The sequence below is a fragment of the Aequorivita viscosa genome (assembly GCF_900106795.1).
GTDB lineage: Bacteria > Bacteroidota > Bacteroidia > Flavobacteriales > Flavobacteriaceae > Aequorivita > Aequorivita viscosa.
The window spans coordinates 52,973-66,528 of sequence record NZ_FNNS01000004.1 but is presented as its reverse complement, the minus strand read 5'-3'; the positions used below and the strand labels follow the sequence as shown (position 1 = coordinate 66,528).

General features: G+C 37.2%; 12 protein-coding genes. 5 read left to right on the top strand and 7 right to left on the bottom strand.

Features of this window, described 5'->3' with window-relative positions:
* Nucleotides 1-74: 74 nt before the first annotated feature.
* From BLW28_RS03115 to BLW28_RS03100, 4 genes are read left to right on the top strand one after another with little or no spacing between them, the layout of a single operon-like run.
* On the top strand, nt 75-1,211 hold the full coding sequence (locus BLW28_RS03115; protein WP_073214217.1) for a glycosyltransferase family protein: 1,137 nt from the start codon (nt 75-77) through the stop codon (nt 1,209-1,211).
* Nucleotides 1,212-1,236: 25 nt separating this feature from the next.
* Nucleotides 1,237-1,536, top strand: coding sequence for a hypothetical protein (locus tag BLW28_RS03110; protein ID WP_092842530.1), 300 nt, complete (start codon nt 1,237-1,239; stop codon nt 1,534-1,536).
* A complete protein-coding gene (locus BLW28_RS03105) occupies nt 1,526-1,774 on the top strand; it encodes a DUF6364 family protein (RefSeq protein ID WP_073214210.1) in 249 nt (82 codons plus the stop codon). Before BLW28_RS03110 ends, BLW28_RS03105 begins: the two co-directional genes overlap by 11 nt.
* The gene (locus BLW28_RS03100) at nt 1,771-2,196 is read left to right on the top strand and encodes a type II toxin-antitoxin system VapC family toxin (RefSeq protein ID WP_073214206.1); all 426 of its coding nucleotides are present in this window, start codon (nt 1,771-1,773) and stop codon (nt 2,194-2,196) included. The genes BLW28_RS03105 and BLW28_RS03100 overlap by 4 nt, the downstream gene beginning before the upstream one ends.
* Nucleotides 2,197-2,427: 231 nt before the next feature.
* On the opposite strand, the gene BLW28_RS03095 is transcribed toward BLW28_RS03100, so the two are convergent.
* The 6 genes from BLW28_RS03095 to BLW28_RS03070 form a co-directional block, all read right to left on the bottom strand.
* Entirely contained in the window at nt 2,428-3,411 is a 984-nt protein-coding gene (locus BLW28_RS03095; protein ID WP_073214202.1) for a hypothetical protein, read from the bottom strand.
* A 136-nt stretch (nt 3,412-3,547) separates the two neighbouring features.
* Nucleotides 3,548-4,795 (bottom strand): O-antigen translocase, encoded by a 1,248-nt coding sequence (locus BLW28_RS03090; protein ID WP_234946427.1) that lies wholly within the window; start codon nt 4,793-4,795, stop codon nt 3,548-3,550.
* 169 nt (nt 4,796-4,964) lie between these two features.
* A complete protein-coding gene (locus tag BLW28_RS03085; RefSeq protein WP_073214195.1) occupies nt 4,965-6,065 on the bottom strand; it encodes a DegT/DnrJ/EryC1/StrS family aminotransferase in 1,101 nt (366 codons plus the stop codon).
* The gene (locus tag BLW28_RS03080) at nt 6,062-7,054 is read right to left on the bottom strand and encodes a GNAT family N-acetyltransferase (protein ID WP_073214192.1); all 993 of its coding nucleotides are present in this window, start codon (nt 7,052-7,054) and stop codon (nt 6,062-6,064) included. The genes BLW28_RS03085 and BLW28_RS03080 overlap by 4 nt, the downstream gene beginning before the upstream one ends.
* Nucleotides 7,055-7,056: 2 nt before the next feature.
* Nucleotides 7,057-8,508 (bottom strand): alkaline phosphatase family protein, encoded by a 1,452-nt coding sequence (locus BLW28_RS03075; RefSeq protein WP_073214188.1) that lies wholly within the window; start codon nt 8,506-8,508, stop codon nt 7,057-7,059.
* 491 nt (nt 8,509-8,999) lie between these two features.
* Complete coding sequence (locus BLW28_RS03070) at nt 9,000-11,465, bottom strand: M14 family metallopeptidase (RefSeq protein WP_073214184.1); 2,466 nt, start codon at nt 11,463-11,465, stop codon at nt 9,000-9,002.
* Between the two features lie 184 nt (nt 11,466-11,649).
* On the opposite strand from BLW28_RS03070, the gene bshC reads away from it, so the two are divergent.
* On the top strand, nt 11,650-13,245 hold the full coding sequence (bshC, locus tag BLW28_RS03065; protein WP_073214181.1) for a bacillithiol biosynthesis cysteine-adding enzyme BshC: 1,596 nt from the start codon (nt 11,650-11,652) through the stop codon (nt 13,243-13,245).
* 45 nt (nt 13,246-13,290) lie between these two features.
* Here the strand turns inward: bshC and BLW28_RS03060 are convergent, their stop codons facing one another.
* The gene (locus BLW28_RS03060) at nt 13,291-13,554 is read right to left on the bottom strand and encodes a Txe/YoeB family addiction module toxin (protein WP_073214178.1); all 264 of its coding nucleotides are present in this window, start codon (nt 13,552-13,554) and stop codon (nt 13,291-13,293) included.
* Between the last annotated feature and the right edge of the window lie 2 nt (nt 13,555-13,556).

Genomic DNA, 13,556 nt, shown 5'->3' with positions numbered 1-13,556 from the left:
TGAGCCACCGCAAACGTCACTTCAATCCTTCAAGTGTAGGAATAAATCTTCCATTTAATCATAAATAGGTATAGATGAAAATTCTCTTGGTAGGCGAATACAGTAGATTGCACAACTCTTTAAAAGAAGGGTTGCAGGCGCTTGGGCACGAAGTTATATTGGTTTCTACTGGCGACCATTTCAAAAAATTTCCTTCAGATATTCTTCTGAAACGACGATTCAATTCGGGAATAACGAAAAAATTCAAGGTTGGGATTTATAAGATATTCGGTATTGACATCACTTCGATAGTTTTAAAAAAGCAATTTTTCAGCCATAAAGAAAAATTCAAAAACTTCGATGTGGTGCAATTAATCAATGAAAGCCCATTTTCTATTGCAGCAAATGAAGAAAAGGAAATCATTTCTTTTTTAAGAAAGCACAACAAAAAGCTGTTTCTCCTTTCCTGTGGCGCGGACTACAGCAGTATAAAATTCGCTTTTGAGAAAAAGTTGCGATATTCCATTTTCAACCCTTTGTTTGATGGTAAGGTTTCTGAAAAGGACTTTGCTCCTGCCTTAAAGTATTTAAATCCTGATTTTAAAGCGTTACACAATTTTATTTTCAAAAAAATGGACGGCGTAATTGCATCCGATTTGGATTATCACATCCCGCTTAAAGGTCAAGAAAAATATCGCGGATTGATTCCAAACCCTATAAACACTTCACTTTTAGAACAACCTCCATTTTCTATCGATGAGAAAATCATCATCTTTCACGGCATTAACAGAGTGAATTATTTCAAAAAAGGAAATGATTATTTTGAAGCTGCACTCAGCAAAATAGAAAAAAAATATGCTTCAAAAGTTGAAATAATCACCGTTGAAAGTTTGCCTTATTCAGAATACATTTCGGCTTATAATTCTGCTCACATACTTTTAGACCAGGTCTTTTCTTACGACCAAGGATATAATGCTTTAGAGGCAATGGCGAAAGGAAAAGTAGTTTTTACCGGAGCCGAAACTGAGTTTTTGGAATGTTATAATTTAAAAGAAAACGAAGTCTGCATAAACGCCCTTCCAGATTTGGAATATTTATTCCAAAAACTTGAAGAACTTATTTTAAATCCGAAGCAGCTTATCGAAATCTCAAACAATGCTCGGAAATTTATTGAAAGGGAACATAACTATATTTCGGTTGCTGAGAAATATTTGGAGACTTGGAAATTGTAAGGATAAAAATCTAAACACGGGGTTGATGAAATACCTACAAGGTCTTGGAGACCTTGCAGGAAGTCTTGGAGACCTTGCAGGAAGTCTTGGAGACCTTGCAGGAAGTCTTGGAGACCTTGCAGGAAAGTCTTGGAGACCTTGCAGGAAAGTCTTTGTGACCTTGCAGGAGATAACACTACACGAATCTACTTCAATATTATTCATGTACCTGCCTGCCGGTAGGCAGGTTCGTGGTGAGAATTCTATTATCACAAGGAGAAAATTGAATTGTACGGATTATTACTTTATATTTGTACGTATAATACAAATAAACTATGGACACTAAGTTGACTTTAAAGCTCAATCAAAACGTTATTGAAAAAGCCAAGGAATATGCTTCCAATAGAAAAATGAGTTTATCACGACTTGTTGAGGCTTATTTACAATCCCTGACTTCCGAAAACGACACCTCTGATTTTGAGATTTCACCATTTGTAAAAAGCATTGCAACAGGAAATGAAATCCCAACCGATTTGGACTATAAAAAAGAGTATTCTGATTATTTAACTGAGAAATACAAATGAGTAAAAGGATATTTATAGATACCAATATAATGTTGGATTTGTTAGGCGAACGAAATCCTTTTTATTTACCAATTGCGAAAATTGCAACCTTAGCAGAAAAACAAAAATTAACAATGGTTGTTTCGCCTATTTCATTTGCAACCGTAAACTATTTTCTTGCAAAATTTGAGAGTCCGAAAATTGCCAGGGAAAAACTGCGAAAATTCAAAATCATTAGTGAAATATGTTCCTTAAACGAACAAACGATTGAAAAAGGACTTAATTCTTCAATAGCCGATTTTGAAGATGCTTTACAATATTTTAGTGCAACCGAATCGGACTGTGAAATTATAATAACAAGAAACGGCAAGGATTTTAAAAAATCATTATTACCTGTCATGACAGCTGACGAATTTTTAAAATCTTTGAATACAACTCAATAGACTCCAGGCTATTAAATAAGCCTGGAGTTCCAAAAACTCAGCATAGATTTTTGAAAAAGCAAGCCACAAATCTACTTCAATATTATTCGTGTACCTGCCTGCCGGCAGGCAGGTTCGTGGTGAGATCCCTATTAATGTGGAGGAAAGGTTAAGTCAATTCGGAAGCGAAAATTACACCTACAAAATATTCCTCCTCCGGCGGACAGGTGGAGAACATGCCGGAAAAAAGAATTAAAACGGCAGTTCAATAGATTCTGGATTTATGAAATCTTTAGTATAAGGATGCTCCAGATAACTCAGAGGAGGCCTTTGAAATTGTAGAATATCCTCCCTTTCAATTCCATAAACAGACCAGTAATTGGCTTTCAGCTGTGCAAACATATCATCACTCCAATCCCCAAAAAGAGGTCGGTTTGGAACGAGTTTGGTTGGCAGCGCTTCTATTGAAATTTCATTATCGTTTTCTTCAATTTTATATTCTGGCTTATACTGCAATAGGTAATCTGAATAATGGAAACGGGCATACAACTCCTCAAATTGAACTGGATGCAAGGTGTGACCTTTCATTTTTTCGAGAATGTCTTTTTCCTTTTCTGCTATAACCCCATTATCTCGAAAACACACGATTATTCCAAACCCATTGACTCCCATTGAGAACAGTAAATTGACGGTATCATCGCGATAACTAAAAATATCTGCAGAATATTTAAGTGGAAAAAGCACCATACTCCAAGGCTTTCTGCCAACAAATTTTACTGGAGCAATCAAAGATTGAAGCATTAAATGAAAATGACCGAAGCGTTCTTTTAAATAGGGTGAAATCGCGAAATCCTTTCCTTGTCTTAGCAAACGTTGCTTTTCATACACCATTTCGTAGTATAGCAATCCGTACACTATTCTCCCAGTCCATTGAAATATTTCTACCTCTTCAAGCGCTTCCATTCCTTCAAATCCATCCTTAAATGCACTCTGGACTTTCACATCTAATGCTTCATAGGCTTTTATAACCTCTGGAGAACAAGGTAACCTTAAGTCTGAATATTTGTAGGCCTTTGTTTTATCCATCATTTCAATTCGTTCATCGCCAAATTTAAAATGAGTTAGCAGCCATTCGGGAAATACAGAAATTGTATCATTTGTCAATGCTCCCGAGAGAAAGCAAAAATGCTCGTCAAAAATTAAGTCGTCAAAAGGGTTAAACAGTGATTGGGTCATAGAAATAACAGAAAATAAAATTCGATAAAAATTCTGGCAAAGATAATGATAAACTTGCGTCCTTACAGTTGAATTTCGTAGAGATAGGATTATAAGTACAATAAAAAGTTATTCAAAAAACTCTTTGTTTTAAAATCTATTCAGCAGTCTTTTGTTGCTTTTTAAAATAACGGAATACCAGAAATAATACCACAAAAAAGTAAACTACATAGCGCAAGAAATGTGCTATGACCACGCCTTCTACTCCATATATATCTGTAAGAAAATAGGCGAAAAAATAAAACAAGCCCAAAGATATTATCTCAGAAAATATAAAGTTTTTCACCATCTTTTTCGCCAAAAATTGATACCCTAAAACTAAAGAAGCCAAGCGAACAAAATCGCCCATCAGTTGCCATTTAAATAAGGGAGACATTCCGTGGAAATCGGGATAAATAATTAAGATTACGTATTCTCTCAGGAAGTAAATCAACAACATTCCTACGCCAAAAAGAGGCAATAACGTTTTATATATATTTAGAAGTTCAGCTTTGAAATCAGTTTTATTGTGAATGCCAGCGAACTTCGGAAGTACATATAAGGTAAAAATAGCACCTGAAAAAACCATATAATTTTTGGAAATATTGGTCATTGCTGTCCAAGTCCCAGCGTCGTTTATGTTAATACGGTTTTGAATCATCACCCGAATGTCGATTTCAACATAATTGAGCAGTACGGTTGAAAAGAAGGACATTAGCGAAAAGGCTAATAAGCTCTTTGCCATCGGAATTTTAAAAGTCAGCTTAGAGAATTGTATGTACTCACGAAGGACTTTTATAAAAATAAATAGTAACACAAAAAACTGAAGCGCTGGAGTGATCGCGATGGCGATAAGTGCCCCATCAAGATTGTGGGTAAGCAACAAAACAACCGTTAGTGCAGCACTCAATAGATAGCTAACGAAATCTATGCCCGCTAGCTTTTTATAGCGCGAAAGTCCATTTACAACAGCATTAAAGATTCGATACAGACTGATAAAGGGAACGATTACTGCCAGAAGCTTTATTAGATAAACATAATCAGGTGAGTCAAATATGGTTTCACTTAAATAGCCCGAGCCGAAGAATAAAATCAAGAAGACGGTTAGTGACCCAAAGGCGGTAAAGACAAAAGTTGTGGAAAACAATTTCTGAAGTTGCTCTTTATCGTCCTTGTGTTCTGCTACATATTTTACAACTCCGCTGAAAATGCCAATGGAAGCAAACGAGCTAAGCATTTCCAAAAGGTTACGGAGCGAACCGATTTTTGCAATCCCCGCCTCCCCGACAATTTCGGCCAACAATCGTTGAATAAAAAGTGAAATAACCAACCGAACGCCAATAACCCCTGCATTTAAAGAAGTCATTTTTAAAAGGAGATTGTTTTTTATGAAGGCTGGAATTTTCAAGTTTCGGGTTTATAGGTTGCGGGTTTCAAGTTCCAAGTTTCAGGTTTCAGTAATGAACATGTCTGAATATTAAAACTAGTATTGTCTTTGTTCTCTATTCTCTGTTCTTTATACTACTTTCTAACATCTAATATTTATTCAAAACCCCAATCACTCTTTCCACATCCACTTCAGATAAAACAGGACTCATCGGGATACTGATTACTTCATTGTGCAACTTTTCGGTATTCGGGAAACTCAAATTTGAAAATTCAGAAAGTGCTTTTTGATGGTGTGGCGGAATGGGATAATGTATTAAATGCCCTACACTGTTTCTGTCCAAATAATCTATAAATTCATTCCTATTTTCAACGCGAACAACAAAAAGATGGAACACGTGGTTTTCGCTTTCGTCATAAGTTGGAAGCGTTATTTTTTTATTCTTAATCTCTGAAACATATCTTTTGGCAATCTCCCGACGACGGTTATTATCCATATCCAACGCAGGCAATTTACAATTCAAAAATGCTGCTTGCAATTCGTCAAGTCTCGAATTGAAACCTACAAGCTCATTCACATATTTGATGGAAGTGCCGTAGTTTCTGAGTTTTGAAACCACTTCGGCCAAAGCATCGTCATTTGTCGTAATGGCTCCTCCATCTCCTAGGGCTCCAAGGTTCTTAGTTGGATAAAAGCTAAAACCTGCAGCATCTCCAAGATTTCCCGCTCGTTTTCTGTCGCTGTTTTCTGCGCCGTGAGCTTGGGCGGCATCTTCAATTACCAAGAGATTATTAGCCTTTGAAAACTCAAGAATTTCTTTCATTGGGGAAAGTTGTCCATACAGATGTACGGGCATTATAGCCTTGGTGTTTTTTGTAATTGAGTTTTTCAGGGAAGTCAGGTCGAAGTTATAGTTATCCAATTCAGATTCGACTAAAACTGGCTTTAAACCCGCTTGTTTTATTGCCAAAATGGTAGCGATATACGTATTTGACGCAACTAAAACCGCATCGTTTTCTTTTAATTTTCCCAGCGCCTTATATCCTTCCAAAATTAAACGAAGCGCATCCAAACCATTTCCGACACCGATGCAATGTTTTGCGCCGCAATATCTAGCGAAATTTGCTTCAAACAACTTCACTTGATTTCCAAGGACGTAATAACCAGATTCTAAAAACTGCTGAAAGCTCTCGTGAAATGAAGGTTCAAAACGTTCATTTATTGCTTTTAAATCTAAAAACGGAATCATATAAAAATATCGTTTAAAAGGTGATGGTTCTCGGTTTTAATTTCATAAAAATCGTGTGCAATTCCTCTTCCCCCGAAACTTTCCTTCCAATTCAAAAGGCCTTTGTTGACCTTCATTCCTTGAGCCTCGTTGGAAATCCCAAAATCAAAATACTTTTTATGAGAGAAATGCTGCAGTAAATGATTGAACAAAAAATCCAGACCGCCCGTTTTTCGTCCAAGTTCATTTGCTGAAATATACTGGGCGTGTGCTACTGCCGATGTTTCGAATATAGTGGTTCCTGCGACAATTTTTTCGTCTTTATAAACATTGAACTGTCGGATATTATCTGGGAAATACGATTTCAATAAATTTATTTCATCCAAGGAATGGACAGGCTTTTGATTGTGAACTTGTTTTAGATTTGGCTCTAAGACCTCTTTCCAAAAAGAATCAAAAGCAGACTCTTCCCGAACCTCTAATTCATTTTTTACCCCTTTTTTAATTCCTCGCAATCGGTTTGAGGATTCAATTTTCAACCGATTTTCATTAAAAACACAACTGCTTAAATCCCGTCGCCTGAGTTGCGCCTTTGTAAGAAAGAGCAAATAATCCATCTCGTCACTTGGCAATAGATTATACATTTTTGGAAGCAACTTCAAATTCAAAGTTTCTATTCCTTCAGCTTCAAGAAAGCTTAACAAGCTTCGGAAAATAATCAGAACTTCTTGAAATGTAGTTTTAGTATTCAATATTAATCCGCCATAACTTAAACCTTGATGGGAATGTAATATTCCTTCAACTAAGTTCGCAGGAAGTGTGGCAACGAGTTTTTTGTCATTATAAACAAGTAACGAATGGTCTTCAAATCGATTGGAATGATAGTCCATAAAATCCCGCTGAAACAGAAAAGTGGCGTTTTTCGCCATCTTCACAAAGTTGTCCCAGGCAATTTTATCTTCTGGTTGATATTTTCTTATTTCGTATGTATCCAATTTGATTGATTTCATTTTTAATCTTTCAACACATTTCCCGAATCGTCAATTGCTGCTCTAACAGATTTGAAAAAAGTACCATTCTGAAGGTTATAACTGGAATTGTCCTCCATATATTTCAAATATTCTGGATTTTCACTCAATACAGAAAACAACACGCGAAAAACATTGACATTACTTCGCAGCTCTTCATCGAATCCATCTATTAAATTCCCGTTCCATTTAATGGCCGCCAAGGTGGAATAAATCGTTTTTATCTGATTGGAATCTCTCGTGGAAAACATTTCGGGATAACTACCAAGTCCCACCCAACCACCGTGATCGGCAAGGATGATGATAATCGCCGAAGGATCGTTTTCCGAAATATGAACCGTTGTGTTTTTCAACCAATTGTTGACTTCCTTAATTTTTTCGATATAGGTATTTCGCTCTTCTTCTTTCGAGGCAGCAAAGTGAACGTGGTGAGGCAATAGCTTTTCAACAAAAAAGAACCGTAGCCCTTCTGTTTTTACTGTATCAATTGCAGCTTTTAAATCGTCAAAAACTACTGCCTCTAGGTTTTTACCATTGCTGAAATACGGAATTCTATTCGCATTAACATTGTAATAATCGTAGTGCTGTACTGGTAAACTCTGCTGAAAGTAATCGTCTTGAACAATGAAAAAGTTTGAATAACCATTTCGTTTTAAAATCTGAATGGCATTGTTGTTTCCAGCAATAAAATCACGGGCAAGTGGCATTTCAATAGATGGGAAAAGAGTCTTCCCAAAATGGTGTTGCCGCATTGACAACATTGAAGAGTTGGAGGTTAGGCTCGCAGGATAATTACTTCGGAAATTGTCGTAAACGGTAAACCCTTCACCCTTTAGCCAATCGTACATAGGATTGTCAAAATGATACAATTCGCTCTCCATCATATCCTGCGCGGCATACCCATCGGGTTGAATCATATAGATATTTGGAGTTTTCTTGAACTTCGCTTCGCCAATGGAATCGGGCAAATTGGCCCAATCTTGAGGTTGTTGCTGCTCAATTAATTTTATAGCGCAATTCACGGTCGGAATAATGCTCATTATAAGAATAAGGACTAGAAGCTTCTTATAATGTAAATGTAATTTCCAGGCCGCGATAATAGAAACAACAAACAAAGCCAGCAACATTTTCTTTTTAAAATCGAGATACATCGCCCAGGACATCAACGTGCCAACGGTCATAATAATTGTAACAAAAAGAATCTGCGATTTGTATCTGGAGATTTTTGTCGACATTTTAAAAACCAATGAAAGCACTGCAAAAATAGCGACGGGAATCCCTATCAAACTCATCAGAAAAAATCCGAGATGCTGCCACGAATTGACCGCCCAGAAGTTATTGGAACAATAAAAAACCAGCGGATAAAAACCACAGACAAATCCCGTAAGCAGCGGATTCAAGTTTCCTTTATAATATCCAGTAAAAAAGCTGCCCATAATTCTTAATATTATATTTTGGTTTTAAAACCACCAAGAACTTCGAGATTTATGATAAAAACACTAATTAAAATAAGTCTAAAGTCTATTGCGAAAAGCCAAGGCGGATGGCTGCGACAAATATAACATTAAAATTGTTGAACCGTGGGTAACACTGCTTCAAAGGACAGTATCGTTCAATTAAAAGAAAGCCTTCCTTGATTCCTCGGGAAGCCTTCCGAAGCACGACGGCAAGCCTTCTGTTAATCGGTTGAAGCCTTATCTATGCAAGGCGAGTAATTACAGGGGTTTTAGAGGGTGATTTTTAGGATAGTAAAAACCTTCTTTAGCGAAAAGTAAAATGCAAAAATTTGACTAAAGCCAGATTTATATGCGGATCGTTTAACCACGGGCTAAAGCGCCGTGGTTATTCCAATAACCCCATGCTTTAGCTCGGGGTAAGTAAGCAAAATAGCTATTGGCTTTAGCCAAATTCTTTTAAATCTCACAGCCTAAAAAAACACCGCATTCGCCAAAAACAGCTTCCCGTTCTGCCAAAAAGAGCGAAAAACCACATCGTCCACCATATAAACAACGCTGCCTTTTCCCTTTTCTGCTTGTGCAAAAACGATGGAATTTTTTAAAGAAGCCTTAGCAGCTTCCCCAGAAAATCCGGCAACACTTTCAGGTTCTCCTTTAATGTAACCAACATTGTATCCGTCTTCTAGAAACTTATACGAAGCGCTTCCAAGTTTCAGCGTATAATAAGTATCACCATAACCAAAAGCCAAAGGATGGGTATTGTCTACGGAAATTTTATAAATACTTCCTGTAATCATATCCTTGGTACGCTCCATTTCGCGTTGTGCGTAAGGAATTAGGTTTCCTTCGGAAATGGAATCTTTTTTCTTTTCATCTTCTTCAGAACCATTTTTCACCAAATCAAATCCTTCCTTTCCTTCAAAAAGACTAACAGCATTGCCCATTGCGATAAGCTTTCCGCCCTTATCAATCCAATTACTTAAGGTTTCAAAAACAGTTTCGTCAATAATCGAATTATAATATCCGTCAGGTAAAATCAGAACGTCGTAATCTGACCATTTAATTCTGCTTATGTCTTTCGTGTTAATCGAAGTGATTGGATACTTCAACTGCGTTTCAAAGAAATGCCACAAAGTTCCGTAATTCAAGGAAGATGTGCCCTCACCTTGCAACATCGCAACCTTTTTATTCTTTATTAAGTGAACGTATTGCGAACCGAAATCTGTTCCTTTATCGGCGAAACTCGTTGGGGACGCATATAATTGCCTACCCATTTTGTTCGCGATTTCTGTTACCTTTTTATCAAAAGCTGGATTCAGTTTGTTGTCGCTTCGGGTAATAATTAAGCTACCGCGACCAAACTCATTTCCTCCAAAGCTGAGCTCGTTTTCGGAAAAGCGTACTTTAATGTCATTCTTTAATAATTCTGAAAGAAATTCGGCATCCTTCAAACTACTCCACTTTGTTATATATCCCGCTGCGGAAGGAGTTGGCGCGTTAGAAACTTTTTTCTCCGAAGCACCATTATTCCCCGAAACCAACGTCGTGCTCGCAACTGCCTCAAGTCCGTAAGCATACGGAAGACTCCAAGCTGTAATGTCATAAGTCAAAGGCGTAGTAAGCTCGGTATGTGGCTCAAATAATACCTCAACCATCTTTCCTTTCGGTTGGTTCGTGCTTACAACCAAGGCGCCGTTGGCATCTATCGAGCCTTTTTTATTGTTCGTGTAATCAAACCCTTTTACTGTACCCCCACTTGAAAAACCGTATTTTATTTCGTGGCGGTCCAACATTTCGGTTAGGGTTTTAATGTTGTCTGCATTGCCTTTCAGCACAAAGCTCTTATACTTCAAATTATTGTTTCGGAAAAACTCTTTGAAATTAGAATTCAAAGCAGCTGCATTTTGAGATGCTACTTCAATGGTAGAAAGTCCTGACGTTGTGTGATGCGTCATCCGATCCATCAAGGTTAGTTCAAAATCTTCATCGTTTATAATCCCCAAGCCAGCTTTCCCGTGTCCAGCCTGTTCATACGTCATTCCAATCGCTCCCATAAACATCGGGTAGGTGTCGCCATAGCTAGGATATAACAAATCAAAGCTTTCGCGCGTAAAGAAAAGCCAGCCGTTTTCGTCAAAATGTTTGGCGTTATTCTTCCCAACTGTAAATTGAAATTCCCGTTGCCAAGGCGTCAACATTTCGTGATAAGGTTCGGCTCCTGGTGCAAAATAGTATGGATTATTGATAAACTGCTCGTGAAAATCTACGTGAAGATGAGGCATCCATTGGTTGTAGATTTTTAAGCGCTGTTGCGTTTCAACCTGACTCGCCCACATCCAATCGCGGTTTAAATCAAAAAGATAATGATTTGGTCGCCCGCCCGGCCACGGTTCGCTGTGCTCTGTTGCATCTTGCGAAGTGTTGAATGGCGATGCTTTTACTTGGTTATACCAATTTACATAGCGATCACGCCCATCAGGATTCACATTTGGATCCATAATGACAACTACATTTTCTAAATAATCGGGATGCTCGGTAAGGAGTTTATAAATAGTGTTCATCGCCGCCTCACTGCTCGAAGCTTCATTTCCGTGAACGTTGTAACTAAGCCAAGCAATGGTTTTTTCGGGAGAAGCATTTCCGTCCAAAATCCCGATATTCTTTAAATTATCGGTTCTAATTTTTTCAAGATTCGCGATGTTTTCTTCGGAAGAAATAACGGCGTATGTCAATCTTCTTCTTTCATTCGTCTTGCCATAATCGAAATACTTCACCTTTCCAGAATTGGTGGCTACGTGTTCAAAATAAGAAACCACATCGGCGTGACGGGTAAATTCAGTTCCTATTTCATAGCCCAAAAAGTCGGATGGTGATTTGAGTTGGGCAAAAACAAAGAGTGGAAAAATAAGAAATAAAATTGCGAAATAGCGCTTCATTATACGAGATTTTAAATAAAGGCTAAAACTAAGGAAAGATTTTTGAATAGTATTGGGTTTTCTTGCCACGAATGCACGAATGAATAATTATTTGTGCATTCGTGGCGACTACCAAGATTAACGTATCTTTAAAGCCTCGACCCATTGAAAACGGTTATTTTTGTTTCAATTTTCTAAAAAGCCTATGCCAACCCATTCTATTTCGTATAAATACACCGGATATTTCTCAAAACTTATTTGCGAATATCTTGAAGAAAACGATGCTTTAAAGCCGTTTTACAATCGGTTTCCGTCTTTGAAAAACTTCAAACTTCAAATTGAAGAGAAGCAAAAAAGTTTTTCTGATGATCAACGACATCTTTTAGCAAAGCGGATACTATTTCAATACGGCGATAATTCACTTTCACAATTAACTTTGAGCAATATCGATTTGTTGAGGGAGCGTTCCACTTTTACGATAACGACTGGACATCAGCTAAATCTTTTCACAGGACCGCTTTACTTTTTGTATAAAATATTTTCAGCAATCAATCTTGCCGAACAGCTCGAAAAGGAATACCCGCAGCATCATTTTGTGCCAGTTTACTGGATGGCCACAGAAGACCATGATTTTGAAGAAATAAATCATTTTAATCTCTTCGGGAAAAAAGTAGGGTGGAAAAGAGAGTCTTCTGGTGCTGTTGGAGAACTTTCTACAGAGGGTTTAACTGAAGTTAAAAACCAACTCAAAAAAGAATTCGGGGAGAGTGAGAATGGCAAAAAGCTTACTCAGTTGTTTTCTGACGCTTATACAAAACACAAAAATCTAGCGGATGCTACCCGATATTTGGCGAACACATTATTTCGCAGTCACGGACTCGTAATTGTAGATGGCAATGATGCAGAACTCAAAAAGTGTTTTATTCCGTATGCTGAGAAGGAATTGACGGAAAAACTGAGTTTTAATGAAATCACAAAGACAACAAAGCGATTAACAGCCTTAGGTTTTCCAGAGCAGGTTCATCCTCGGGAAATCAATTTGTTTTATTTAAAAGAAAACCTTCGCGAGCGAATTATTGAACGTAACGGCAAGTTTTATGTGAATGATACCGATATTTCCTTTTCTAAAGATGAAATTTTAAAAGAACTTGAAAATCATCCTGAACGTTTTTCGCCAAACGCCTTGCTTCGACCATTGTATGAAGAAGTTATTTTACCAAATCTATGTTACATTGGCGGCGGCGGTGAGTTGGCGTATTGGTTTCAGTTAAAGGATTATTTTGAAAAGGCAGAAGTGCCATTTCCTATTGTATTGCTTCGAAATTCTGCTTTGATTGTTCCCAAAGTACTATCAGAAAAACTTAAAAAACTCAAGTCAGAAGTTGATGAACTATTTCTTTCACAACACGAATTAATAACGAAACACACTTATAAAAAATCGAAAATCGAGATTGATTTTTCAAAACAGAAAAAGCATTTAAAAAACCAGTTTAAGGATTTATACAAGTTAGCCGAAAAAACCGACGTCACTTTTCTTGGGGCAGTCGGGGCGCAAGAAAAAAAGCAGTTGAACGGCTTAGACAATCTTGAAAAGCGATTATTAAAAGCGCAAAAACGAAATCTTTCTGATGAATTAGATCGTTTGCGAAATATTCAAGATGAATTATTCCCGAACCAAAGCTTGCAAGAGCGAGACCTTAACTTTTCAGAGTTTTATTTGGAGTATGGTGAAGGATTATTGGATGTATTAAAGGCAGATTTAGATCCGTTGGATATGCGGTTTAGTGTTTTTGAGATGTAGTTTAAACCAAACCTAACAGAGGTCTCAAAGACCTGTTAGGTTTACTCAGTAATGACCTTTTAAGGAATGAATTATAATACTATTTTCTATCACATTATAGATTATTCTGTGTTCTCTATTAATCCTTCTACTCCAAAATCCTGACAGATTGTGTTTAAGTTGTTCGGGTTTACCAAGCCCCGCAAAAGGGTGATCAATGGTGTCGTTTAAAAGTTGATAGATTTTATTAATGATGCTTTTGTTGCCTGATTTCTTATGAAATGCAATATCTTTTTTAGCTTGTTCTGTAAAAACTAGAACATACTCCATCG